This is a genomic window from Neptuniibacter sp. QD29_5 (assembly GCF_047778125.1).
In the GTDB taxonomy this organism is placed as follows: domain Bacteria; phylum Pseudomonadota; class Gammaproteobacteria; order Pseudomonadales; family Balneatricaceae; genus Neptuniibacter.
Genome location: NZ_CP180556.1, coordinates 1637952 through 1664232, shown reverse-complemented (window position 1 = coordinate 1664232; position 26281 = coordinate 1637952). Strand labels below are relative to the sequence as shown.

The following is a 26281-nucleotide window of genomic DNA, read 5'->3' as shown; positions in this document are numbered from 1 at the left end:
ATTAGATGGCTTAAACACTTGCGCACAACATTGCTGCAGGTTTGGCTATTGCAGCCGCCCGACACTATAAATGATCGGGTAGATGCCTCAATACTGCATGTGAGTCCAAAAGACGGGTACCCTCTGGGCACTCTGGCTTGGCGAAAAGCGTTCTATTAAGAGAACGTCATGAAAAGAATGCTTATCAACGCAACTCAACCTGAAGAGTTGCGTGTAGCGCTGGTTGATGGCCAGCGCTTATATGATCTGGATATTGAATCCGGCTCAAGAGAACAGAAAAAAGCCAATATTTATAAAGGCAAAATCACCCGTATCGAACCAAGCCTAGAAGCTGCGTTTGTAGATTACGGTGCTGAACGCCACGGCTTCCTACCGCTTAAAGAGATTTCTCGCGAATACTTTATCAAGCCACCTACTCGTGGCTCACGCCCAAATATTAAAGAAGTGCTTAAAGAAGGCACTGAAGTAATTGTTCAGGTTGATAAAGAAGAGCGCGGCAATAAAGGTGCAGCACTAACTACTTTCATTAGCCTTGCTGGCCGCTACCTAGTATTAATGCCAAACAACCCTCGCGCAGGCGGCATTTCTCGTCGCATCGAAGGTGAAGAGCGCACACAGCTTAAAGAAGCACTTTCTGGCGTAAATGTCCCAAAACAGATGGGTATCATCGTTCGTACAGCAGGTGTTGGTCGCACAAGCGAAGAGCTACAGTGGGACTTTGAGTACCTACAGACACTATGGACTGCTATCAAGCAAGCCTCTGAAGAGAAGCCCGCTCCATTCCTAATCTATCAGGAAAGCAACGTAGTAATCCGTGCCGTTCGAGACTACCTACGCTCGGACATTGGCGAAGTTCTTATCGACGACCCACAAATATTCGAAGATGCGAAAAACTTCGTTAAGCAGGTAATGCCGACTTACGAAAATAAAATCAAGCATTACTCTGAACAAACACCTTTGTTCAATCGCTTCCAGATTGAGACGCAGATTGAAACTGCATTCCAGCGCGAAGTAACACTTCCTTCTGGCGGCTCGATTGTAATCGATCCAACTGAAGCCCTGGTATCAATCGACATCAACTCTGCGCGAGCAACACGTGGCGGTGATATCGAAGAGACAGCACTTCACACCAACCTTGAAGCAGCTGACGAAATCGCACGCCAATTACGTCTGCGTGATATCGGCGGTTTGGTTGTTATCGATTTCATCGACATGACACCAATCAAGAACCAACGTGAAGTAGAAAATCGCCTGAGAGATGCCCTAAAACTTGATCGCGCTCGCGTACAAATGGGACGAATCTCTCGCTTCGGCCTACTTGAGATGTCTCGTCAACGCTTACGCCCTTCTCTTGCAGAAACACGCGGCGTTGTATGTCCACGCTGTAACGGCCAAGGCACTATCCGTGATACGGAGTCACTTGCTCTATCCATTCTTCGCCTTATCGAAGAAGAATCTGGTAAGGACCGTACAGCTCAAATCCGTGCAATTTTGCCGGTTACTGTAGCAACATACCTACTCAACGAAAAACGTCATGCGGTTCATGATATTGAACTTCGCCAAGATGTTCGTGTTGTTATTGTTCCTAACCCGAACATGGAAACACCGCACTACGAAGTTGTTCGTCTACGTGACGACCACACAGTAGCGACGACAAATGATGCAAGCTACACGATGCAGCCAGAACCAGAAGAAGCTGAATCACTAGAAGCTGCAGCTACCTCCCAAGCTACAGCTCCTCGCGAACAAGCAGCTGTGCGTAGTATTGCACCAAAAACACCTGCTCCAGAAGCTGTAGCAGAAGCCCCTAAAGCTGCGACACCAGCTCCTGCACCAGCTAAGAGCAACGAATCTCTAGGCAGCCGTGTAGTCGGCATGTTCAAGAGCATCTTTGGTGGCGGCACCTCAGAAACAACAACTGAGCAAGAGCAGCCTAGTGAAGAGAAGAGCACTTCACGCCCTAAACGCAAACGCAACGATCGCAATGATTCAGGTCGCAAGCGCCGCCGTCGTGACAACGATCGTAAGCGCACACCTAAGCAGAACGACGAGATCATTACGGTTCAACCAGAGCCAGATCAACCGCTAAACCAAGGTGAAGATAAGCCTAAACGTCGTCGCCGTAAACGCAAAGGCGAGAACGAACAGGTAGACGCTAAGAGCAAACAAGATCCGAGCAACACAGATTCTCAGAATACTGAAGAGCAGGAAGAAGCACCACGCAATCCACGTCGCCGTGGCCGTCGTCGTCGCACCACTGAACGCTCTGCTAAACGCACTAATAACGTAGCAACAGAAGTTGAAACTAAAGAAACAACACAAGTTGCTAAAGCTACTAGTGATGAAGCAAAAGCTCCAAACACAGCAAGCGAAAGCCCTGAAGCTAAAGCACCTGAAGCAACATTTGAAACAACGCCAACTGAAACTACAGAAGCAACTGCGACTGAAACTGCAGAAGTGACTGAAACTGTAGAAGTAACTGAAACGGCAGAAGTTACTGAAACTTCAGAAGTCACTAAAACTGCAGAAGCAACTGAAACGGCAGAAGCAACTGAAACTACAGAAGCAACTGAAACTACAGAAGCAACTGAAACTACAGAAGCAACTGAAACGGCAGAAGCAACTGAAACTACAGAAGCAACTGAAACTACAGAAGCAACTGAAACTGCGGAAGCGACTGAAACTGCAGATGCAACTGAAACTGCAGAAGCAACTGAGACCACAGAAGCAACTGACACCGCAACAGCAGAGCCAGAAGCCAATCAAAGACCTGTTCGTAAACGTCGCACTCGTCGCGCACCTAACGATCCGCGCGAAGTTCGCAAACGTCAAAACACCGAATCAGAGTCAACTGAGAAATAATTTAGAAACAAATAAAAAAGGGGCTACTTAGCCCCTTTTTCTTTGCCTGATATAAAGACCCACCAAGCAATTAATACAAAATTACTTCTTCTTAAAAATATCCAGCAACTTCTTCTTTGAATCAGTTTCTTTTGAGGGTAAAGCCTTTTCGAATCTTTTCTGTATAGATTCTAACTTTTCTTCTTTTTTCTTGTGTTTTGCCTTCTCTCTAGAAGCATCCAAACTAACAACTTTACCTGACATAAATCACCCACCGCTTAGCGTCTGTCTTGCGACTCAGTTCCACGTTTTTCGTGAGAGTCTTGAGCTTCATTTGGTTGTTTAGGTTTTTGCTCAGCTTTCCACTGAACCAGCTCATCAAAATAGATATCCCAGACACATTGAGAACACCCACTTTCGCAACACTCAAAGTCCCCAGGGGGAACTGGCTTTTCTTTCGAACTCATATAAACCTCACTCACAAGTTCATTCTACAAAAGAAAACACCTATTGAAATTGCAATTAAACCTAAAGTATCACACAAGCACTCAACACAAAAACTGCAACAAAAGTAAGCTATAAATAGTAGTCGAACTACAAAAAAACTAACGAGTTAGCGCTTTTTTGCATTGCAACAAGCGCAAAATTAAAAAAAAGTTGTAAAAACACAACAACATTAGCCATAAGTACATAGGCCAGACGTATGACTCAGCGTCTAATTTCAGTATAATTCTGTCACTAAATTACAACCATCGGGTTTAAAAATAGTGGAGAAAGGCGGCCACAAGCCACCTTGATTTAAACCCTTGGCCGCACTGCCATAAAACTTTGGGGATTACAATGACTACAAAAAAACAAACCATCTATTACACCCTAACCGACGAAGCACCATCCTTGGCGACATGTTCACTTCTGCCAATTGTAAGAGCTTTCACTTCTGCAGCAGACATCGACGTAAAAATCACAGATATCTCTTTAGCTGGGCGCGTACTGTCCGCCTTCCCTGAGAAGCTTACTGCAGAACAGCGTGTTGAAGATGGCCTAAAGTTTCTAGGCGAACTAACTCAAGATCCGGAAGCAAACATCATCAAGCTTCCAAATATCAGTGCTTCAATCCCTCAGCTAAAAGCATGCATCACTGAGCTTCAAGGCCAGGGCTACGATATCCCTGATTATCCAGAAGATCCAAAGACGGATGAAGATGTAGACGCACAACAGCGCTACTCAAAAATCCTTGGTTCTGCAGTAAACCCAGTCTTACGTGAAGGTAACTCTGACCGTCGCGCACCAGGTGCAGTAAAAGCTTTTGCTAGAAAATTCCCACACTCTATGGGCAAATGGAGTAAGGCTTCTCGTACACACGCCGATTACATGCGCGACGGAGACTTCTTCTCTAGCGAACAATCCCTAACTATGGAAGAAGCCGGCACAGTTCGTATCGAATTCGTAGATCCAGCTGGCAACGTTGAAGTTAAAAAAGAAGTTAGCCTAGAAAAAGGTGAAATCTTCGACAGCATGCGCATGAGCTGCAAGGCCCTACGTGAATTCTTTGAAGAGACTCTGCAAGACGCTCAAGAAACTGGCGTTATGTGGTCACTACACGTTAAAGCTACAATGATGAAGGTTTCCCACCCTATCGTTTTCGGTCACGCTGTAACTGTATTCTACAAAGAGCTATTCGATGAGTACGGTGACTTCTTCGAAGAACTTGGTGTAAACCCAAATAACGGTATTGGTAGCGTATACGATAAGATCGCTGATCTTCCACGCTCCAAGCGTGAAGAGATTGAAGAAGCGATTCACGCATGCCACGAACACCGCCCAGAAATGGCGATGGTTGATTCTGTAAAAGGTATCACTAACCTACACGTTCCATCCGACGTAATCGTTGATGCTTCTATGCCAGCAATGATCCGTAACGGTGGCAAAATGTGGGGCCCTGATGGTCGTCCAAAAGATACTAAAGCAGTAATGCCAGAGCGCACTTACGCACGTATCTACCAAGACATGATCAACTTCTGTAAAACAAACGGCGCTTTCGACCCAACTAAAATTGGTACAGTTCCAAACGTTGGCTTGATGGCTAAGAAAGCAGAAGAATACGGTTCTCACGACAAAACTTTCGAAACTGAAGCAGGCACAATGCGTGTAGTAGCTGCGGATGGCACTGTTCTCATGGAACACGAAGTTGAGAAAGGCGATATCTGGCGCGCATGCCAAACTAAAGATGAGCCAATCCGTGACTGGGTTAAACTAGCTGTTACTCGTGCTCGCCAGTCCGACACTCCTGCTATCTTCTGGCTAGACCAAGAACGTGCGCACGATCTTGAATTAACTAAGAAAGTTAACGAATACCTAAAAGATCACGACACTGACGGCCTAGAGATTTACGTTAAATCTTACAGCCAAGCTATTCGTTTCACTATGGATCGCATGGTTCGCGGTAAAGACACTATCTCCGTTACTGGTAACGTACTACGCGACTACCTAACCGACCTATTCCCAATCATTGAGCTTGGTACTTCTGCGAAAATGCTATCAATTGTGCCAATGCTTAAAGGTGGCGGCATGTACGAAACTGGCGCAGGCGGCTCAGCTCCTAAGCACGTACAGCAGGTTGAAGAAGAGAACCACCTACGTTGGGATTCCCTAGGTGAATTCCTAGCTCTAGCCGTTTCTCTAGAAGATCTAGGCATCAAACAGGGTAACAAGCGAGCTGCAGTTCTATCCAAGACACTAGATGCAGCAACTGGCCGACTACTAGAAGAGAACAAATCCCCTTCTCGTAAGACTGGCGAGCTAGATAACCGTGGCAGCCACTTCTATCTAGGCCTTTTCTGGGCACAAGAAGTAGCAGCTCAAACTGAAGATCCAGAGCTTGCAGCAGACTTTAAAGAGCTGGCTGAAGCGCTAACAAGCCAAGAAGATCAGATCATCTCTGAACTTGCAGAGTGTCAAGGCTCTCCAGCTGAGCTTGACGGTTACTACCACGCAAAACGCGAATTAGTTAAAAAAGTTATGCGCCCTAGCGCTACACTAAATGCAGCACTTGCAGCAGCAACTAAATAATTAGCGACTCGCTAACGAAAAACCCGGCCTTATGCCGGGTTTTTTATTATCTACTACAGTCTTCACTATACTCATAAACAAAGAGCTAAAATCAATTCGTAGTCCAATGAGAAGTCCAATCAAACTATGGTCACTAGCATGCATCTTTATCTTGCCCCAGATAGCCATAGCAGAAAATATTAGACTGACCACACATCAGCTCCCACCCTATAGCCACATTCAAGATAACTTAATCACCGGCACAGCAGTTGAGGTGGTCAAGTGCGCCATGACCCAAATACCCTAGCACTCGCTAGAAACAATTGTCACACTGTGGAAGCGCGCACAAAGCATGGTGAGGCACAACAAAGCTGAAGGTTTTTTTGTCCATCACATAACCCTGATCGAGATAGATATGCGGTTATGACAGAGATTATTGCTGAACAGAAATGGACTTGGTATTTACTGAAAAACAACCCGCTTGATTCAACTGCAGATAACTTCAAGCAGAAAGGCATAGTTACCAGTTTCTTAGGGGCTAATATGCAGAAATTGCTATTGCAGAATGACTTCCAAACCATCAACAACCCACCACAAGACAACCAGAAGCAACTATCCTTCCTACTCAGTGGAAGGGTTGATGCCATCCTAGCTAACGATCAGGTCATGAACAATCTGATTGAAGGATTTGGACATCAAGAAAAAGTCAGATCTGTACTAAATCGTAACAAGCCACTTGGTGTATATTTTTCTAAAGAGTTTCTATCCTCACAACCCAACTTTTTAGCACAATTCAATAATGCCCTTTCTTCTTGTAGACAATAAAAAAGCACGCAAATGCGTGCTTTTTTCCACCCAAAAACAAAAAACTTTAGGAAAGGTTAGCTATACGATTCAAGCCTGCAATAGCAGCAACTCGATAAGCCTCAGCCATTGTTGGATAGTTGAACGTCGTGTTGATGAAGTATTTAAGTGTATTCGCTTCACCATCTTGAGCCATAATCGCCTGACCGATATGCACAATTTCTGATGCATGCTCACCGAAGCAATGAATACCGAGAATTTCCAAAGTATCACGATTGAAAAGAATCTTAAGCATACCAACTGGCTGGCCGTAGATCTGTGCTCGCGCAGTGTCTTTAAAAAAAGCCTGACCTACTTCATAAGGCACACATTCTTTGGTTAGCTCTTCTTCAGTTTTACCTACAGAGCTAATCTCTGGAATTGTGTAGATACCGGTAGGTACTTCGTTGATATAACGGAAGTCTTCGGCAGACAACATATCTGCAGCGGCTGCACGCCCCTGATCCAGCGCAGCAGATGCTAGACTTGGCCAGCCCACTACGTCACCCGCAGCGTAGATACCCTCACAAGCTGTACGGTAGTGATCATCAACTTCTAGCTGACCACGACTATTAGCCTCTAGGCCGATATTTTCCAATTTCAGCGTCTCAGTATTACCACTTCGGCCATTACACCATAGGAAAGCGTCTGCGCGAATTTTCTTGCCAGACTGAAGCGTAAGCGTAACACCACGCTCATCAGCCACAACACTCTCATAAGTTTCGTTATGACGAATCTTCACAGCATTGTTGCGGAGGTGATAGCTCAAAGAATCAGAGATTTCAGCATCCAAGAAAGACAGCAGACGACTCTGACTATCAACTAAATCGACTTTTACGCCTAAGCCACTGAAAATAGAAGCGTACTCAGAACCGATAACACCAGCACCATAGATAATCAATGTGCGAGGCGTATGGCTTAGTTTGAGAACAGTATCAGAGTTATAGATACGAGGATGGTCGAAGTCGATATCAGCTGGCGTATAAGGACGAGAACCTGTAGCAATTACAACGTTCTTAGCACGCAGTGCCTCATCACCCTTAGTGGTACCACGTACAATTATTGTATTTTTATCTTCAAACTCAGCAACGCCGAAGAAAACATCAATACGGTTACGCGCATAGAAGTTTGTACGCAGCATTACCTGGCTGGACATAACTTTTTCTGCACGCTTTAAAACCTTAGGAAAGGAGAACCAGCGTGGTTCACCGATATCACGGAACATAGGGTTAGTGTTAAATTCTATGATCTGTTTTACAGAGTGGCGAAGCGCTTTAGACGGGATTGTACCTTTATGCGTACAGTTACCACCTACGGCCTCCTGCTCTTCGATAACAGCTACACGACGCCCTTTTTTCGCGGCGTTCATTGCTGCACCTTCACCAGCAGGACCGGAACCTATCACAATGACATCATAGTCATATACCGCCATCATTTACCCCTATCTTATAATTATATCTTATTGTTTCAGCTGATCTTTTTATTAAGACCAGCTTACTCTTAGTTACGTAGCTCTCAATTATTCTTTAGATTTAACTTCGTAACTTAGATCTGCAGATGCTTCTTCTTTAGCTTGTCTATCTTGCTCTTCTTCACATTTTTGAGGGTCATCACCACAGATACTGCACTTACCTTCAATACCGACGTTAGCCAAACCACCACAAGAACCACTAATAGGCTTTCGACCCAAAATCACGCCAACAGACATGGCGACTATGACACATAACAAGATGACAAAAGATAAGATAATTGTGCTCATAATTAAAACCTATTGAACCAGATATTGTTTAAAACCAGGAGTCATTTTCTCAACAAATCCACTCTCGGCTTTAATGATAAAAAATGCTTCGATACCGTTTTCAAGCGCAAATGCTTGCGCCCTGTCTTCACCCATAACCATCATCGCTGTGGCATAGGCATCAGCCTCGGCACAACTCGGCATTAGCACCGTAACAGATGCTAATCTATGCGTAATCGGACGACCAGTCGACGGATCTATTGTATGAGAAAAACGAACACCATTCTCTTCAAAATAGTTTCGATAATCTCCTGACGTAGCTATACCTACATCTTTCACTGCGATTATTCGCTGAACCGAGCGATCAAAACCTGCTGTCGGAGATTCAATAGCAATCTTCCATTCACTACCATCAGGCTTTAACCCTTTAGCTCGCAACTCACCACCAATTTCAACAAGATAGCTTTCGACGCCCCGCTCCTCTAATAAAGTCGCAAGCACATCTACACCGTACCCTTTAGCAATCGCTGATAGATCAATATAACTAGCCTTCTCTTTGGTTAGCATTTGGCCATTAAGTTCCAAATAGTTATATCCAATCTCCTGCTGAACCTGCTGAATCTCAAGCTGGGATGGCGCCTTAATTATACGCCCATCCGGCCCAAAGCCCCACAAATTTACAAGTGGCCCAACAGTTACATCAAACGTACCTGAAGAAAGAGCACTTATATCGATGGATTTGGACAGAAGGAAGGCTAGATCATCAGAAAGCTCAACAGAACCACCCGCAGGAAGCTTATTGATAAGAGAAAGTTCGGAATCATCAATGTAGGTCGACATTGCTTGATTTACTTCTAGCAAAGCCTGATTGAAAACCGCTGGATTGATAGCAGGTTGATTCTGAATAGGAATCCACTTGACCGTATAAGTCGTCCCCATTGTTAAACCTTGATGAGATTTAACCTCAGGAGGCTTTTCCTTACAGGCCGATAACAAAGCCAATAAAAACAAAATGGCCAGCAGCTGAGCTGCCGGCCATTTGTAGGCTTGTCTTTTGACAAACATATCTTACTTAACCACCGAAGTCATCAAGGAAGATATTTTCACGCTCCACACCCAGATCCAGAAGCATCTGGATTACAGCGGAGTTCATCATTGGCGGTCCACACATGTAGTACTCACAATCCTCAGGCGCCTCATGGTCCTTCAGATAGTTTTCATACAACACGTTGTGGATGAAGCCAGTCATACCATCCCAGTTATCTTCTGGCTGAGGGTCAGATAACGCTAAGTGCCACTTAAAGTTATCATTCTCATCCTGAAGCATGTCGTACTCTTCGTTGTAGAACGATTCACGCAAAGAACGCGCACCGTACCAGAACGAGATCTTACGAGTAGAGTTCAAACGCTTAAGCTGGTCAAAGATATGTGAACGCATTGGTGCCATACCTGCACCACCACCGATGAATACCATTTCGCTGTCGTTATCAGTCGCGAAGAATTCACCAAATGGTCCGTAAACAGTGATCTTATCACCTTCAACAAGGTTGAATACGTAAGAAGACATGATACCTGGTGGGTGATCAGTACCCGGAGGTGGAGACGCGATACGGATGTTAAATTTAACAACACCACGCTCTTCTGGGTAGTTCGCCATAGAGTAAGCACGGATAGTTGGCTCAGTTACTGTAGACACATACTGCCACATGTTGAACTGATCCCAATCACCACGGTACTCTTCCTGGATCACAAAATCTTTGTAGTTAACAACGTGAGGTGGGCATTCAAGCTGAACATAACCACCTGCACGGAAGTCTACATTCTCACCTTCAGGCAGACGTAGAGTCAGCTCTTTGATGAACGTAGCAACGTTAGGGTTAGATTCAACAGTACATTCCCACTTCTGAACACCGAAGATCTCTTCTTCAAGTTCGATGTCCATGTCCTGCTTAACAGCTACCTGACAAGATAGACGCCAGCCTTCTTTAGCTTCACGCATTGTAAAGTGAGATTCTTCAGTTGGTAGCATAGAACCACCACCCGCGTGAACTTCACATTTACACTGTGCGCAAGTACCACCGCCACCACAAGCAGAAGGGATGAAGATACCCGAATCAGCAAGTGTCTGTAGCAGTTTACCGCCAGCAGGTACTGTGATTGATTTTTCTGGATCGTTATTGATGTTAATCGTAACGTCACCAGAACTTACTAGTTTAGAGCGAGCTGCCAAAATTACTGCTACTAGTGCAAGCACCACTGCAGTAAACATGACAACACCTAGAACGATTTCAGCATTCATTGGCTAATCCTTCCTTTGTCGACCATGTTGGCATTAAAGAGATACACCAGAGAAAGACATGAAGCCTAGAGACATCAAACCAACAGTGATGAAGGTAATGCCCAGACCACGTAGACCTTCTGGTACGTCGCTGTATTTAAGTTTTTCACGGATACCCGCAAGCGCTGTAATAGCTAGCGCCCAACCGATACCTGCACTTACACCGTAAACCACTGACTCACCGAAAGTGTAGTCACGCTCTACCATGAATAGTGCCGCTCCCATGATTGCACAGTTAACTGTGATCAAAGGTAGGAATACACCTAGAGAGTTGTATAGAGCTGGTACGTATTTATCCAAGAACATCTCAAGGATCTGTACCATCGCCGCGATTACACCAATGTAAGAGATGTAACCAAGGAAGCTCAAATCAACTTCAGGGTAACCCGCCCATGCAAGTGCGCCTTCACGAAGAAGCAAGTTGAAGATTAGGTTGTTTACAGGTGTTGTGATTGCCAACACAACGACTACAGCAATACCCAAACCTAGAGACGTTTGAACCTTCTTGGAAATCGCCAAGAAAGTACACATGCCTAGGAAGAATGCTAGCGCCATGTTTTCAACGAAAATCGCCTTAACAGCAAGGCTGATTAACTGTTCCATTACACAGCCTCCTTCTTAGTATTTTTAGCTAGTTCAAACTCTGGTGCTTCTACTTGATCTTTGTAGAAAGTACGAGTCAACCAGATGAACATACCAATGATGAAGAATGCACTTGGTGGTAACAGCATCATACCGTTAGCCAAGTACCAGCCGCCATCGTTTACTAGAGGCAGAACTTCGTAACCAAACAGTTTACCTGCGCCGAATAGCTCACGTAGGAAACCTACGAAGATTAGAACCACACCGTAACCTAGACCGTTACCGATACCATCCATGAAGGAGATACCTGGAGGGTTCTTCATAGCGAAGGCTTCAGCACGACCCATTACGATACAGTTAGTAATGATCAGACCTACGAATACAGAAAGCTGCTTAGATACATCGTAAGCAAAGGCTTTAAGAATCTGGTCAACAACGATTACCAATGACGCAATGATAGTCATCTGACAGATGATTCGAACACTGCTTGGAATGTGATTACGGATAATCGATACAAACAAGTTCGAGAATGCTGTTACCGCAATTACCGCCATAGTCATTACCATAGCAGTATTAAGGTTAGAGGTAACCGCCAACGCAGAACATACACCAAGGATCTGAAGACCGATTGGGTTGTTCTTAAATACTGGAGTACTCAGTACTTCTTTAGCTTGTGACATCGCTTACGCCCCCCCTGCTTTGAGGTTAGCCAAGAACGGTGCATAACCGTTAGAACCCATCCAGAACTGAACGAGGTTCGTAACACCGTTTGCAGTCAACGTCGCCCCCGCCAGGCCATCGATCTGATGCTTAGCTTTAGGGTTAGACGAATCTACAGTGCCCTTGATTAAGCCAATCGCTGGTTCCATAGAACCTGCAGGGTAAATTTCTTTACCTGGCCATAGCGCTTTCCAGTTCGGGTTATCAACTTCACCACCTAGACCAGGAGTCTCAGCGTGAGAGTAGAAACCAAAACCAACAACTGTATTCAAGTCACCTTCTAGCGCCAAGAATCCGTAAAGTGTAGACCACAGACCGTAGCCGTGTACTGGCAAGATCAATTTCTCAATCTGACCATCTTTTTCTACTAGGTATACAGGCATAACCTTAGCCTGATACTTGATAGAAGCGATATCTACATCTTTAGTCAGCACTTTACCCAACTGAGGGTCTTTAGCTGCTTTCTTAGCATCGTATTTAGCTGGAACGTCTGTAGTGAATTTGCCAGTCTCTAGATCAACGTACTTAGTAGTGATCTGAGCAAACAACTCATCTACTGATTTATTAGCATCAGAGATACCAGCTGCAGTAAGAATGTTGCTCTTACGGTCTTGATCCTTGTTTGCCACCTGCTTTGGTTTAAGCAGTACAGCAGCCGCAGATACGATTACCGAGCAGACAACACATAAAAGAACTGTAACGGTAATAGTCTTACCGATAGTGTCATTACTTGCTGACATTGCGCGCCAACCTCCGTTTGATGTTTGCCTGAACAACAAAGTTGTCGATCAACGGTGCGAACAAGTTCGCAAACAGGATCGCCAGCATCATACCTTCTGGGAATGCTGGGTTAACCACACGGATCAATACAACCATTACACCAACCAAAGCACCGAAGTACCACTTACCTTTGTTTGTCATAGATGCAGACACAGGGTCTGTCGCCATGAAGAACATACCAAAGGCAAAACCACCCAATACCAGGTGCCAGTAGAATGGCAGGCCAAACATTGGATTTGTTTCAGAGCCGATCAGGTTAAATAGCGTAGAAGTTGCAACCATGCCCAAGAAGACACCTGCAACTATGCGCCATGCAGCAACTTTAGCAATAAGCAGTACTAGACCACCCGCAGCAATCGCTAGCGTAGATACTTCACCTACAGAACCCTGGATTGTACCAATGAATGCATCGAACCAAGTGATGTTCTGTGCAAGGATTGCATCAACACCGCCAGATGCAGCAAGGCTTAGTGCTGTCGCACCAGAGAAGCCATCAACGGCAGTCCAGATTGCGTCACCAGACATCTGCGCTGGGTAAGCGAAGAACAGGAATGCACGACCAGTTAGCGCAGGGTTAAGGAAGTTTTTACCGGTACCACCGAATACTTCTTTACCAATTACAACACCGAAACTGATACCAAGAGCAACCTGCCACAGCGGAATGCTTGGAGGAAGAATCAAAGCAAAAAGAACAGAAGTTACGAAGAAACCTTCGTTTACTTCGTGGCCACGCTTCATTGCAAACAATACTTCCCAGAAACCACCCACTACAAAGGTAACAATGTAGATAGGTAGCCAGTAGGCAGCACCAAGAATGATGTTATCCCACACACTATCAGGATTAAAACCCGAAATAGCGCCTGCTAAAGCAGCTTGCCAAGATGATGGTTCGGTAATGCCCATCGTGGCCATTGCAGTATTAGCCTGCAAACCAACATTGTACATACCGAAGAAAATTGCTGGGAATGTACACATCCACACCAAGATCATCATACGCTTCAGGTCGACCGCGTCGCGTACGTGAGCTGCTGTTTTAGTTACATGACCCGGAGTGTAGAAAATAGTATCTGCAGCTTCGTAAAGCGCATACCAATTTTCATACTTGCCGCCTTTGTGGAAGTGCGGCTCCATTTTATCAAGAATATTTCTCAAGCTCATGATCAGGCCTCTTTCTCGATACGCGTCAAGTTGTCGCGAAGGATTGGGCCGTACTCATATTTACCTGGGCAGGCAAATGTGCACAGCGCGAGGTCTTCTTCGTCCAGTTCCAAGCAACCTAGCTCCATTGCATGAACAATGTCACCTGTTACTAGTGCACGCAGCAATTGCGTTGGAAGAATATCCATTGGCATTAGCTGTTCGAACTGACCAACCGGAACCATAGCTCGTTCAGAACCGTTCGTAGTCGTCGTAAAATCAAACTTCTTAGAACGATTCAGGAAGGAAGCGAATACATTAAGCACAGAGAACTTATTAGTACCAGGAACAACCCAGCCCATAAATTCACGCTTGTCGCCTTCTTCAAGAATAGTGATCTGGTTTGCGTAACGACCAAGGTAAGCAAACGCACCTTCATTAGCTGTACGACCATTCCACACAGAACCACTGATGATACGGTTGTGATCTTCTTTTTGTGCACCAGCAAGAAGCTGTTCGAAGTTCGCACCCAAACGAGTTCGTAACAGACCTGGTTTAGCGGCACGTGGACCACCAACAGCAACAACACGATCAGTAAACAGCTTGCCTTCGGTAAATAATTTACCAACTGCAATCACATCCTGATAACCAATTGTCCAAACTGTTTTTTCCTGAGATACAGGATCAAGGAAGTGGATATGCGTACCAGCATTACCTGCAGGGTGACCACCCTCAAACTCTTCTACCGTTACACCATCAGCAGATGGAATATCAGCACCCGGTGCTTTACATAGATAAACAGCCGTTTCAGACAGCTTAGTCAGGATAGTAAGGCCCTGGGAGAATGCTTCTTTTTGTTCAGCGATAATGACAGCTGGGTCACCTGCTAATGGATTGGTATCCATTGCTGTAACAAAAATAGAGTTTGGAGTAGTACCTGGCTGAGGTACACGGCTAAATGGACGTGTGCGAAGCGCAGTCCACAAACCTGAATTTACTAGATTGTCTTGCACTTGCTCGCGCGACAATCCAGCCAGCTCATTGGCACTATATTTGTTAAATTCAACCGCTTCATCACCGTCCAACTCAATCACTACTGATTGAAGTGCACGACGTTCACCACGGTTAATTGCCTTAACTACACCTGCACCTGGTGCTGTGTAATTAACGCCTTCTGTTTTCTTATCGGAAAAGATCACTTGACCGAGTTTTACTCGATCACCTACCTTGACGGCCATGGTAGGTTTCATACCTACATAGTCAAAGCCGACTACGGCAACGGAGTCTACTGCTGGGCCATCTGTAATAGATTGCTCAGGAGCGCCCGTGATCGGTAGATCCAGACCTTTGTTGATCTTGATCATACGCCTCACCCAATTACGTTAAATTCTTTCAGGATTCCAAAATCGATTTTGATTCCGACACGGCCTGTCCCCGAACGTAGTCGATATCTTGTAGTTATTACGAAAATGGAATTACCCCACCTAAAAATCTGGCTAAGTATACCTGAGCGGCGTGTCATTTTTCTACAAAGACCCAGCAATATCAGCGCTTTCCAGCCGATTATCTTGCCTTTTAGCGGTGGAATTTTTAGTTATATACATATAACCATTTGAAATATGATACATAAGGCAAATAAAAAGCCACCTTATAGGTGGCTTTTTAATCAACTCGCTACACTTAAGCTTCTTTAGGGAAAGCTGGTAGAGTGCACTGAGCCATTTTCTGCATCATACGGATAACCTGGCAGCTGTAACCGAATTCGTTATCGTACCAAACGTAAAGTACGCAACGCTTACCACCAGCGATTGTAGCCAACGCATCAACAACACCTGCTGCACGAGAACCAACGAAGTCAGTAGATACAGCTTCTGGAGAGTTGCTGTAGTCAATTTGTTTCTGCATAGAACCATGTAGCGCAGCATCACGAAGATAAGCATTTAGCTCTTCTTTGTCAGTTTCACTTTCTAGATTCAGGTTAAGGATAGCCATAGAAACATTTGGCGTTGGAACACGGATAGCATTACCAGTCAGCTTACCTTCCATTGCTGGAAGTGCTTTAGATACAGCTTTAGCTGCGCCAGTTTCAGTGATAACCATGTTCAGTCCAGCAGCACGACCACGACGATCACCTTTGTGGTAGTTATCGATTAGGTTCTGGTCGTTAGTGTAAGCGTGAACAGTTTCAACGTGACCATTCTCGATACCGAACTTATCGTATACCGCTTTTAGTACAGGCGTGATTGCGTTTGTAGTACAAGACGCAGCAGACAGGATAGTATCTTCTGGAGAGATATCACCGTCGTTAACACCCATTACGATGTTCTTAACACCTTTACCTGGCGCAGTAAGAACTGCACGAGAAGCGCCTTTAGACTGAAGGTGCAGAGATAGACCTTCTTTATCACGCCACTTACCAGTGTTATCAATAACCATTGCGTTATTGATGCCGTATGCAGTGTAATCAATCTCGTCTGGAGAGTTAGCGAAGATCACTTGGATAACGTTACCGTTAGCCGTGATTGTGTTGTTCTCTTCGTCAACCGTGATAGTGCCTTTAAATGAACCGTGAACAGAGTCACGACGTAGCAAACTAGCACGTTTTTCTAGATCACGTGCTGCAGCACCCTTACGTACAACGATTGCACGTAGACGAAGCGCTTGACCACCACCAGTACGCTCGATAAGAAGACGAGCAAGTAGACGACCGATACGACCGAAACCGTAAAGAACCACATCAGTAGGTTCACGCTCTTCTGTGCCAATTGCATCAGCAAGTTCAGCTTTCAGGAATGTTTCTAGATCCTGGCCGTTGCCTTCTGTGCGATATTTAACTGCCAGTTTACCTGCATCGATGTGCGCATTGCGTACATTCAGGTTTTTAACAGCTTCCAGAATTGGAAAAGTATCTACTACAGTTAGTTCCTGCTCTTCAACCTGACGCACGAAACGGTGCGCTTTAAGGATATCGATAACAGAACGTTTGATGATCAGACGACCGAATACAGAAGACTCGATATTCTGGTCACGGTATAGACCACCTACTAGTGGAACCATAGCTTCAGCTAAGGCTTCGCGTTCTTTCCAATCTGTAAAAACTTGATCTTGGCTCACATGAAACTCCAAAAAGTTTTGTCAACTCGTTGGTACCCTACTAACACAGTCAGATTACAAGTATTAGTCGGACCCTAAAAATTTGGTGCGCGCATTATCCTCTTTTCCACCCTTTTGAGCAAATGCGGCATGATAGACTTTGGAACCATATATTTTGTCCTACTGAATAAGACTTATATTTAGCCATTTACCCCAGCTCAAAACTACCAATTACAATCACAACGGTTAAACTACCCGCCTTACTATTGGTTAGCGCATATTAAAGGAGCAACTCTGTGCTGCAACTGAACTACTCTCTACCCACAGGCCCCGGCGATAAAAAGCAGATCGGGCAAACCTTTGGTGCAGGTACCGGCTTATTAATCACAGATGCAGCAAAGCAGTTTGAAGGCTTCACTTTAGTCATAACTAACGATACGAATACGGCAAATCGCTTACACGATGAAGTAAGTTTCTTTTCCAGTGAAAGCAACTCACTTGAAATTCTTTCATTCCCTGATTGGGAAACACTCCCGTACGATACGTTCTCACCGCACCAGGACATCATTTCTGAACGTATTTCTACGCTAAACAGGCTACCAAATCTCAATAAAGGTATCTTGATCGTACCCTTAAGTACGTTAATGCATAGAACAGCACCCGCTGATTTTATTGCCTCTAATTGTTTTGATCTAAAACTAGAACAAACCATCAATCCAGAGCATCTTAGAAAACAGCTGATAGATGCCGGCTATCGCGCAGTAGATGCCGTTATGGAACATGGCGAATTTGCCTTCCGTGGATCGATCATCGATCTGTTTCCAACAGGTAGCACTTACCCTTTCCGTATAGAACTGTTTGATGATGAGATTGAGACTCTCAGAACATTTAATCCAGAAACACAAAGATCAATCGAGCAGATAGACGCGATTAATTTATTGCCTGCAAAAGAGTTTCCTTTCGATACACGCGCTATTAGCGGTTTTAAATCTCGTTGGCGTGAGCGATTTGATGTTGATTACAAACAATGCCCTGTCTATACCAACATCTCTGATGGCATGACCTCACCGGGCATTGAGTATTATCTACCTCTATTCTATGAAGAATGCAGCTCTCTGTTTGCCTCACTACCCGAACAAACACAGATCATTGTCGATAGTGAGCTTGAAGCAACCGCAGAACTATTCGCACAAGAAGTTAATGAGCGCTATGAACAGCGTCGCCATGACATTACTAACCCAGTACTGTCACCAAACGAGATATTCATCTCTACTAGCGAACTGTTCTCTGCATTAAAGCAATATGGTCGTATTAGCCTATCTAAAGACTCTATTGAAGAGAAACAAGGTCGCAGCAACCTTCCTTGCACCGAACCTCCATCTCTACCGGTAAACTCGCAATTAAAAGAGCCGCTAACTGCATTACAAGGCTTTCTTGCGGAGCGCGATGGCGCCGTTTTATTTTGCGCCGAATCTGCCGGTCGTCGGGAAGCATTATTAGAACTACTTGCACGTATTAATGTTAAGCCCAACCAAGTAGATAACTGGCAAGCATTCTGTGAATCTGATTACGATCTCACCATTACGGAATATCCTCTTGAACAAGGCCTATCGATCTCAGGTCAGCTACACATCATCACTGAGACGCAACTATTTGGCCACCAAGTATTCCAGCGTCGCAGACGCAGCAAAGAGCAGGAGCAGAATGACCAGGTTATTCGTAACCTATCAGAACTAAATTCAGGCTCGCCCGTTGTTCACTTAGATCACGGTGTAGGCCGCTATCTCGGTTTACAGACCATCGAGCTCGAAGGTCAAACCAACGAATTCTTAACCCTTGAATATGCGGATGAAGCAAAGCTCTACGTACCAGTCTCTGCGCTTCATCTGATCAGTCGTTACACCGGCGCAGGTGACGAGCACGCACCTCTGCACCGACTTGGCACCGAACAGTGGTCGAAGGCCAAACGTAAAGCCGCTGAAAAAGCGCGTGATGCAGCAGCCGAACTGCTTGATATCTATGCGCGCCGTGCTTCTCGTATCGGCTTTCAGTTCAACGATCCAGACGAGCAGTACTTACAATTCGCAGCCACTTTCCCATTTGAGGAAACACCTGATCAGGCCGCAGCCATTGGCAACGTTATTCGAGATATGACTGCAGTTCAGCCTATGGATCGCTTGGTATGTGGTGACGTAGGCTTTGGTAAGACCGAAGTTGCTATGCGCGCAGCATTTATGGCAGTACAAAGCGGTAAACAAGTCGTTATTCTTGTACCTACTACACTACTAGCACAGCAACACTACCAGAACTTCCAAGACCGTTTTGCTGACTGGCCGGTCAATGTTGAGCTAATCTCACGCTTCCGAACAGGCAAACAGCAAAACACAATCCTAGATAAGCTAGAAGCCGGTAGTGTCGACATCATTGTTGGCACCCATAAACTTCTATCTGGCGACATTAATTTCAAAGATCTAGGCTTAGTGATTATTGATGAAGAACACCGCTTCGGTGTTCAACAGAAAGAGCGCCTGAAATCGCTTCGTTCTGAAGTTGATATCCTGACATTAACCGCAACACCGATACCTCGTACGCTAAATATGGCGATGTCTGGCATTCGCGATCTATCAATCATTGCGACACCACCAGCCAAAAGACTATCAGTTAAGACCTTTGTTCGTTATAGCGACACCACTCTAGTTAAAGAAGCCATTTTGCGTGAGCTACTACGTGGCGGTCAGGTTTATTATCTACACAACGAAGTTAAAAGTATCGAAAAAACAGCTGAAGAGCTTCAAGAATTGGTTCCCGAAGCCCGTATCGGCATTGGTCACGGCCAAATGCGAGAGCGCGAACTCGAACAGGTCATGTCCGATTTCTATCATAAGCGCTATAACATTCTGCTTTGTACAACCATTATCGAAACTGGTATTGATGTACCTAACGCCAACACCATCATTATCGATCGCGCCGATAAATTCGGCCTAGCCCAACTTCATCAGTTACGCGGCCGTGTCGGACGCTCCCACCACCAAGCCTATGCTTATCTGTTAACTCCGCATAAGAAAGCGATGACCAAACACGCGATCAAGCGCCTTGAAGCGATCGAATCCGCAGACGACCTAGGCGCAGGCTTTACCCTTGCGACGCACGATCTCGAGATTCGTGGTGCAGGCGAGCTATTAGGTGAAGAGCAAAGCGGCCAGATGCAAACAGTTGGTTTCTCGCTATTTATGGAGATGCTAGAGCAAGCTGTTGAATCTATTAAAGAAGGCAAAACGCCGAATATGGATCAGCCGATCAAACAAGGTGTCGATGTTAACTTACATCTATCTGCTCTGATCCCAGATGAATATCTGCCGGATGTACACAGCCGACTAATTCTGTACAAACGTATCGCTAATGCAAACTCAGCCACAGAGCTAAAAGAGCTGCAAATAGAGATGATTGATCGATTTGGCCTCTTACCTGAGCAGGTTAAGAATCTCTTCAGACTGACTGAGTTAAAACTGCGTGCTGATGCCATGAATGTAGTTAAAATTGATGCAGGCAGCGAGGTTGGTAGAATTGAATTTGCAACTGATGCGAAAGTAGATCCGTTAACTTTAGTAAAAATGGTACAAAATCAGCCACAAAAATATAAACTTGAGGGCGCAGACAAACTGCGATTCAGTTTAGATATGGAGAAAACCGAAGAACGCTTTAAAGCGGTAGAACGCCTTATGAGTGATCTGGCAGTTAAAACATCATGAAGATAATGCTAAAAGCGATATTCCTTCCCTTACTATTTATTTTCAGCAGCAGCGCGTTTTCTGATAGCTGGTATAAAATTGAGGTGATTATTTTTGCTAATAACGATCCGATGGCAATCCACGAGGAATTTTGGCCAGAGATAAACGAAATTCCTGTCAATGATCGTGCAGTTGAACTAAAAGGCCAATCTAATGATAGCGACGATCTAACCGCTTACCAAAGCCTTCCTAACAGCCGTCACGAACTTAATAGCGCGAAAAGCAGCCTAAATAACAGTGGTGACTATCGGGTTCTTTTTCATAAAGCATGGGTCCAACCTGTATCACGCACACAAAACCCTCGCCCGATTAAAATCAGCGCTGGCCGCGTTTTAGACAACGGCATGCAAGAACTTGAAGGCCACATTGCAGTGGGCCGAGGTCGCTATCTCCACTTCCGTCCTGATCTTTATATTAGCCAGCCAGTTGCACCTAACAACAAAGCAACACCCCTGACTAAAGAAGAACCTCAGGCCCAAGCTATGCTAACCATGCAGGGCGAATCTGATACAGCTACCGAAACAGAAGCCCAAGCAATTCAGAGCTTAGCGGAAACCACCTCTGCCTTCCCCGTAATCCCGGAGATTCTCACTGCACATCAAAATCAGGCAAGGCGAATGAAGTCCGAGGAATTGCACTATATCGACCACCCACTCATGGGCATTCTTGTTGAAATAATCCCTCTTGAAACAGAATAAAAAAAACCGGCGTTAAAGCCGGTTTTTTATTAGTAAGCCAACATCAATTTCCTTCTGAAGCTTTAGCCAATTCAGGTAACTCGCCACTTAGATGCACGGTCGTCGTTGGGAAGGCAAACTCTGCGCCCTTATCTTCTACAATTTGCATGATCTGCATCATCACATCCTGCTTGATTTCATGAAAGCGAATCCAATCAGTTGTTTTTGTGAATGTATAGATAAAGAAATCCAAAGACGAAGGCCCAAAGCGATCCAAATTAACAATTAAAGTTTGTTGCTGATCAATCTCAGGATGCATGCGAAGCATAGCCTTAACCGCTTTGATCACTTCTAGAACTTGTGCAGAATCGTCGTAACGCACACCAATATATTCGTAGATACGACGATTGGTCATTCGCGATGGGTTTTCTACTGAGATATTAGTAAAGGTCGAGTTAGGTACGTACAACGGACGCTTATCAAATGTACGAATACGTGTCTGACGCCACCCTATATCTTCTACTGTACCTTCAATCTGCTGATCAGGTGAACGGATCCAGTCGCCTACCTTAAATGGACGATCTAGATAGATCATCAAGCCACCAAAAAAGTTCGCCAGAAGATCCTTAGCAGCAAAACCAACGGCTATACCGCCGATACCACCAAACGCCAGAATACCGGAGATACTGTAGCCATAGCTCTGCATAATGATCAGAACAATAATGATGGAGACAATTAAGCGTAGAAGCCTACCCAAAGCTCCAACAGTGGTTGGATCCATAGGCTTCTTCATACGGTCCGGCATTACCAGAACCTGCTCTAAACGCTTTAGGAAGCGCAAGCACGACCAAGCCAAAAGAATTACGGGAACAAGTTTAGGTAACGGATTGTCATCACCTAGCACCTCAATAGCGAAATTCTGCTCAAAGAGCTGAATCAACCAATATCCCGCTGCTAACCAAATTAAAAAGAGTGCTGGTCGGCTAAACGAATTCAGAAAAACATCATCCCAAAGAATTTGAGTTTTTTCCGCTTGTTTCATTAACTGACTGACGGTTGAGCGAGCGACAAGATCAGCAACCACTGCAATCACACACACTGCGAAAGATAAGATAATCCATGCAGAATCACTATAGTCAGGAAAATGCTCAGTTAATAACTCATTCAACATATCGATCATAACGCTATATCCAGCAAATCATTTGCAAGTACGCGAGCAGCATCCAAACGCTCCTCATCCCTATCCCACTCTTTACCTCTAAGAGTTGATATCTCTTGCAGAGGTTTAAAATGCGACGTTTCTAAGTAAGTAAGAATATCCAATGTACCTTGGCGCTCATTACAACAAAGTAGCGCCTGACAACCCGAAGCTATCGCCTTATCTGCGCGCTCTGCATAGTTACCTGCACTATGGGCCGCTTTCATACTCAAGTCATCACTAAAAATAATGCCAGCAAAACCCATTTTCTGTCTTAAAATCTCACCCAACCAGAAAGAAGAAAATCCAGCTGGAGAAGAATCACACTTAGGATAAAGTACGTGAGCGAACATCATAGCTTCTAGATCATTATTTACAGCCTGCCTAAAAGGCACCATATCTGTAGACCATAATTCATCAAAGGAGCGAACATCTACAGCATCCGCATGATGCGTATCAGCATCAGCCCAACCATGACCAGGGAAATGTTTACCTGTTGCTGACATACCTGCATCCCGCATACCTTCAATGTAAGCGGCAGAAATCTCTGTCACCACTTTATAGTCTTCACCAAAGGCCCGATTACCAATAACCGTATTGCGACCATAATCAACATCCAAGACCGGGGCGAAACTCAAGTCAACATCAAGCAGACGCAGCTCAGCAGCCATCAGATAGCCAAGCGCTCTAGCTGCATCAACACCCTCTAATGTCTCTGTACAATTTTGCGCTATGGTTTTAACTGCCGGAAGAACAGCAACACCCTGCTTCAAACGCTGAACTCGACCGCCCTCTTGGTCGATACTAATCACAAGCTCTTCACGAATAGCTCGCATAGAGCCTACTAGCTCGGCAACTTGCTCCGCATTTTCTGTGTTACGTGCAAATAAGATCACGCCGCCGATGAAAGGATGCTTTAAAAGCCTCTTCTCCTCAGCCGTTAACTCTGTTCCTTCAAGGTCCAGAAAAAGGGTTACTTCAGACATAAATTTTATTCTTCTATTAAAACAGGTGTACCGGCTGACACTTGCGAGAACAGCTCAATCAGATCACTGTTTCTCATACGAATACAGCCATGAGACTTAGCTACTCCCATAGGTTCCGTATCAGGCGTACCGTGAATATAGATATAGCGTTGCATTGTATCGACCTGACCTAAGCGGTTCTGGCCTATTTCTAGACCTGATAACCACATAATACGAGTCAGAATCCAATCACGATTTGGATGTGCTACAGCAAGAGCTTTCGAATAGATTTCACCGGTTTGTCGTCGACCAATAAAAACTGAGTTTTCAGGGGCATTCGAGCCAATCATAGCGCGAATATAATGACGACCTCTCGGCGTACAACCACTATTTTTTAGCTCGCCTGGGCCATTAAGCGCGGTGGAAATAGAATAGCTCTGCAGCAGTTTTGTGCCGCTCGACAGTTCCAAAGTTTGACGAGCGATTGATACCCTAATGCAGAGCATAAGATTACAAACGGCAGAAATAAGTTTTATCGGCGCGCGCCTGAAGGCCAGCAGACAAAACAGGGATCATACGATGCAAGATCTGCTCAACTTCAGCACTACCTTGAAACTCACGCTTTTCAATCGCGTTTAGAGTATGGAAATTAGACAACGTAAAAGTAATTGAGCCGATAAGGAAATGAAGTCTCCAGAAGAATTCATCATCTTCCATCGGTGCAGAATCTAGGCGTAACAGTTTAATGAAAGGCTGTACTTTCTCGGTATAGCGTTCGATCAAAAAATCACGTAGCTCTTCCTGATTCTTCATATATGACAGCTCTAACAGCCTCATAAAAACAGAGAGCGCGTTCACGTTATCACGATTCACCAGAAGCAATGCACGCATCAGCATTTCTAGTAACTCTTCTAACGATGGTGTTTTACCATCTGCAAAGGCTAAACGCTGATCCAGCATATTGCCCAATTCATCACACAAAGGCTCTAGGAACTTTTCTGCAACCGCCTGAATCAGCCCCTTTTTGGAACCGAAATGGTAGTTAATAGCCGCTAAGTTAACGTCTGCTCTACTGGTTATCTGACGAACAGTTGTTTCAGCAAACCCCTGCTCAGCAAACAATGCTTCTGCAGCCTGCACAATACTTGCCGATGTTCCTTTGTGATGCATCAGTACTCCAAACCAGCGTTTCAAACAAATGATGAATGAATTATAACGATATTCACCTGTATTAAATCAAGTCATTATTACTTGTAAATCTTTGTTTACTACCAATTTATGAAACAAGTTTACTTGTTACATGAATTGATAAATTAGGAGGGAATAATAACAAGGAGAAATGAATAGGAAATGAAAGCATAAAAACTAAGGAGGTGTTCACTTGGAATCACCTCCCCTGCCAAATTGATTAGCGATTGATGATATTTTGACGCGTTAAGCGGCTCCACCACTTTGTTAAAACCTTATCGCTAGAATCCGCAGCCATATCAGAGATCTTATCCTGAAGCGTTTTCTTCTGTTCGTAACGAACTTCAAAAATATCACTCTCATCTGCAGCATCCATCAAGTATTGATCAGATGTCATCAATTCATCAACCAAATTTACATCTAAAGCTTGTTTACCAAACCAGATCTCGCCTGTTGCAACTTTATCGATATCAACAACATCGCGGTATTCATGAACAAAGCTCTTAAATAGCTCATGAGTTTCTTCAAGCTCTTCCTTAAACTTCTCACGACCTTTATCAGTATTTTCGCCAAACACAGTCAAAGTACGTTTGTATTCACCGGCGGTAAGCACTTCAAAATCGATATCATTTTTCTTAAGCAACTTATGGAAGTTCGGCAACTGCGCGATAACACCAATAGATCCAACAATAGCAAAAGGCGCAGCAATCAGTTTATCTGCCAGACATGCCATCATGTAACCGCCACTAGCAGCCACTCGATCAACACAGATTGTCAATGGAATTTCTTTACGTTTAATACGCTCAATTTGAGAAGACGCAAGACCATACTCATGCACCATACCACCAGGGCTCTCCAGACGAATCACTACTTCATCTTCTGGTTCAGCCATCATCAGTACAGCTGACACCTCTTGACGGAAGGGCTCAACCTCACTCGCTTTAACATCACCGTCAAAATCTAAAACGTAGATACGCTTGCGTCGTGGCTCATCTTCTTTAGGCGGGTTTTTCTTTCGCGCCTTTTTCTCGGCTTTTTCTTTCTTCTTCTCTTCTTTATGCATCGCTTTTAGCGTTTCTTTATCCAGAATCGCATCTTCAAGCGCTTCCTTCATATCTAAAAGCTCATCATTAAAATGAGTAACTTCAATCTCACCTTGATGACCATCTTTACGAGAACGAGAAGAAACAACAGCAATACCTGCAACAACCGCAATAATGGCAATGACAATAGTGACTGATTTAGCCAAAAACAGGCCGTATTCACTGAAAAATTCAACCACAGAGAAAACTCCGAAATAAACTATAAGTAGAAGGACCGCTAATGTATCATAAATCCCCCTTTT

22 protein-coding genes are annotated in these 26281 nt (G+C 44.6%); 5 read left to right on the top strand and 17 right to left on the bottom strand.

Features of this window, described 5'->3' with window-relative positions:
* The first annotated feature begins 168 nt into the window (after positions 1-168).
* Positions 169-2862: a ribonuclease E gene (gene rne, locus ACMXYR_RS07635; RefSeq protein WP_415903554.1), complete on the top strand. Its 2694-nt coding sequence runs from the start codon at positions 169-171 to the stop codon at positions 2860-2862.
* An 81-nt stretch (positions 2863-2943) separates the two neighbouring features.
* Here the strand turns inward: rne and ACMXYR_RS07630 are convergent, their stop codons facing one another.
* Positions 2944-3105 carry a hypothetical protein gene (locus tag ACMXYR_RS07630; protein WP_415884518.1) on the bottom strand — a complete coding sequence of 54 codons (162 nt, stop codon included), beginning with the start codon at positions 3103-3105 and terminating at the stop codon, positions 2944-2946.
* 14 nt (positions 3106-3119) lie between these two features.
* The gene (locus ACMXYR_RS07625; protein ID WP_415903553.1) at positions 3120-3308 is read right to left on the bottom strand and encodes an oxidoreductase-like domain-containing protein; all 189 of its coding nucleotides are present in this window, start codon (positions 3306-3308) and stop codon (positions 3120-3122) included.
* A gap of 373 nt (positions 3309-3681) precedes the next feature.
* Here ACMXYR_RS07625 and ACMXYR_RS07620 point away from each other — a divergent pair, with 373 nt between their 5' ends.
* Together ACMXYR_RS07620 and ACMXYR_RS07615 are read left to right on the top strand one after the other, a co-directional pair.
* Positions 3682-5910, top strand: a complete 2229-nt coding sequence (locus ACMXYR_RS07620) for an NADP-dependent isocitrate dehydrogenase (RefSeq protein WP_415903552.1) — start codon at positions 3682-3684, stop codon at positions 5908-5910.
* A 402-nt stretch (positions 5911-6312) separates the two neighbouring features.
* Complete coding sequence (locus tag ACMXYR_RS07615) at positions 6313-6714, top strand: hypothetical protein (protein ID WP_415903551.1); 402 nt, start codon at positions 6313-6315, stop codon at positions 6712-6714.
* A gap of 46 nt (positions 6715-6760) precedes the next feature.
* Here ACMXYR_RS07615 and sthA read toward each other — a convergent pair whose 3' ends face one another.
* From sthA to ACMXYR_RS07565, 10 genes are all read right to left on the bottom strand, one after another.
* A complete protein-coding gene (gene sthA, locus ACMXYR_RS07610) occupies positions 6761-8164 on the bottom strand; it encodes a Si-specific NAD(P)(+) transhydrogenase (RefSeq protein WP_415903550.1) in 1404 nt (467 codons plus the stop codon).
* Between the two features lie 87 nt (positions 8165-8251).
* The gene (nqrM, locus tag ACMXYR_RS07605) at positions 8252-8491 is read right to left on the bottom strand and encodes a (Na+)-NQR maturation NqrM (protein ID WP_415884513.1); all 240 of its coding nucleotides are present in this window, start codon (positions 8489-8491) and stop codon (positions 8252-8254) included.
* A gap of 9 nt (positions 8492-8500) precedes the next feature.
* On the bottom strand, positions 8501-9535 hold the full coding sequence (locus ACMXYR_RS07600) for an FAD:protein FMN transferase (protein ID WP_415903549.1): 1035 nt from the start codon (positions 9533-9535) through the stop codon (positions 8501-8503).
* 7 nt (positions 9536-9542) lie between these two features.
* Positions 9543-10769 carry an NADH:ubiquinone reductase (Na(+)-transporting) subunit F gene (gene nqrF / locus ACMXYR_RS07595; RefSeq protein WP_415884511.1) on the bottom strand — a complete coding sequence of 409 codons (1227 nt, stop codon included), beginning with the start codon at positions 10767-10769 and terminating at the stop codon, positions 9543-9545.
* 33 nt (positions 10770-10802) lie between these two features.
* Positions 10803-11411 carry an NADH:ubiquinone reductase (Na(+)-transporting) subunit E gene (nqrE, locus tag ACMXYR_RS07590; RefSeq protein ID WP_415884510.1) on the bottom strand — a complete coding sequence of 203 codons (609 nt, stop codon included), beginning with the start codon at positions 11409-11411 and terminating at the stop codon, positions 10803-10805.
* Positions 11411-12070 carry an NADH:ubiquinone reductase (Na(+)-transporting) subunit D gene (locus ACMXYR_RS07585; protein ID WP_415891538.1) on the bottom strand — a complete coding sequence of 220 codons (660 nt, stop codon included), beginning with the start codon at positions 12068-12070 and terminating at the stop codon, positions 11411-11413. The genes nqrE and ACMXYR_RS07585 overlap by 1 nt, the downstream gene beginning before the upstream one ends.
* Before the next feature lie 3 nt (positions 12071-12073).
* Positions 12074-12850: a Na(+)-translocating NADH-quinone reductase subunit C gene (locus ACMXYR_RS07580; protein WP_415884508.1), complete on the bottom strand. Its 777-nt coding sequence runs from the start codon at positions 12848-12850 to the stop codon at positions 12074-12076.
* On the bottom strand, positions 12837-14048 hold the full coding sequence (locus ACMXYR_RS07575; protein WP_415884507.1) for an NADH:ubiquinone reductase (Na(+)-transporting) subunit B: 1212 nt from the start codon (positions 14046-14048) through the stop codon (positions 12837-12839). The genes ACMXYR_RS07580 and ACMXYR_RS07575 overlap by 14 nt, the downstream gene beginning before the upstream one ends.
* Positions 14049-14050: 2 nt before the next feature.
* The gene (locus ACMXYR_RS07570; RefSeq protein ID WP_415903548.1) at positions 14051-15391 is read right to left on the bottom strand and encodes a Na(+)-translocating NADH-quinone reductase subunit A; all 1341 of its coding nucleotides are present in this window, start codon (positions 15389-15391) and stop codon (positions 14051-14053) included.
* 316 nt (positions 15392-15707) lie between these two features.
* Positions 15708-17141 carry a glyceraldehyde-3-phosphate dehydrogenase gene (locus ACMXYR_RS07565; RefSeq protein WP_415903547.1) on the bottom strand — a complete coding sequence of 478 codons (1434 nt, stop codon included), beginning with the start codon at positions 17139-17141 and terminating at the stop codon, positions 15708-15710.
* A 275-nt stretch (positions 17142-17416) separates the two neighbouring features.
* Between ACMXYR_RS07565 and mfd the strand changes: the two genes are divergently transcribed.
* Together mfd and ACMXYR_RS07555 are read left to right on the top strand one after the other, a co-directional pair.
* On the top strand, positions 17417-20869 hold the full coding sequence (gene mfd, locus ACMXYR_RS07560; protein ID WP_415903546.1) for a transcription-repair coupling factor: 3453 nt from the start codon (positions 17417-17419) through the stop codon (positions 20867-20869).
* Entirely contained in the window at positions 20866-21606 is a 741-nt protein-coding gene (locus tag ACMXYR_RS07555; RefSeq protein WP_415903545.1) for a CsiV family protein, read from the top strand. The genes mfd and ACMXYR_RS07555 overlap by 4 nt, the downstream gene beginning before the upstream one ends.
* Before the next feature lie 43 nt (positions 21607-21649).
* On the opposite strand, the gene ACMXYR_RS07550 is transcribed toward ACMXYR_RS07555, so the two are convergent.
* The 5 genes from ACMXYR_RS07550 to sohB all read right to left on the bottom strand — a co-directional run bounded on the left by ACMXYR_RS07550 (position 21650) and on the right by sohB (position 26218).
* Positions 21650-22765 carry a mechanosensitive ion channel family protein gene (locus tag ACMXYR_RS07550; protein ID WP_415903544.1) on the bottom strand — a complete coding sequence of 372 codons (1116 nt, stop codon included), beginning with the start codon at positions 22763-22765 and terminating at the stop codon, positions 21650-21652.
* Complete coding sequence (gene nagZ / locus ACMXYR_RS07545; protein ID WP_415903543.1) at positions 22762-23769, bottom strand: beta-N-acetylhexosaminidase; 1008 nt, start codon at positions 23767-23769, stop codon at positions 22762-22764. Before nagZ ends, ACMXYR_RS07550 begins: the two co-directional genes overlap by 4 nt.
* 5 nt (positions 23770-23774) lie before the next feature.
* Positions 23775-24254 (bottom strand): L,D-transpeptidase family protein, encoded by a 480-nt coding sequence (locus tag ACMXYR_RS07540; RefSeq protein ID WP_415903542.1) that lies wholly within the window; start codon positions 24252-24254, stop codon positions 23775-23777.
* 4 nt (positions 24255-24258) lie between these two features.
* Positions 24259-24918, bottom strand: coding sequence for a TetR/AcrR family transcriptional regulator (locus ACMXYR_RS07535; RefSeq protein ID WP_415903541.1), 660 nt, complete (start codon positions 24916-24918; stop codon positions 24259-24261).
* A 238-nt stretch (positions 24919-25156) separates the two neighbouring features.
* The gene (gene sohB / locus ACMXYR_RS07530) at positions 25157-26218 is read right to left on the bottom strand and encodes a protease SohB (protein ID WP_415884858.1); all 1062 of its coding nucleotides are present in this window, start codon (positions 26216-26218) and stop codon (positions 25157-25159) included.
* Positions 26219-26281 lie beyond the last annotated feature (63 nt).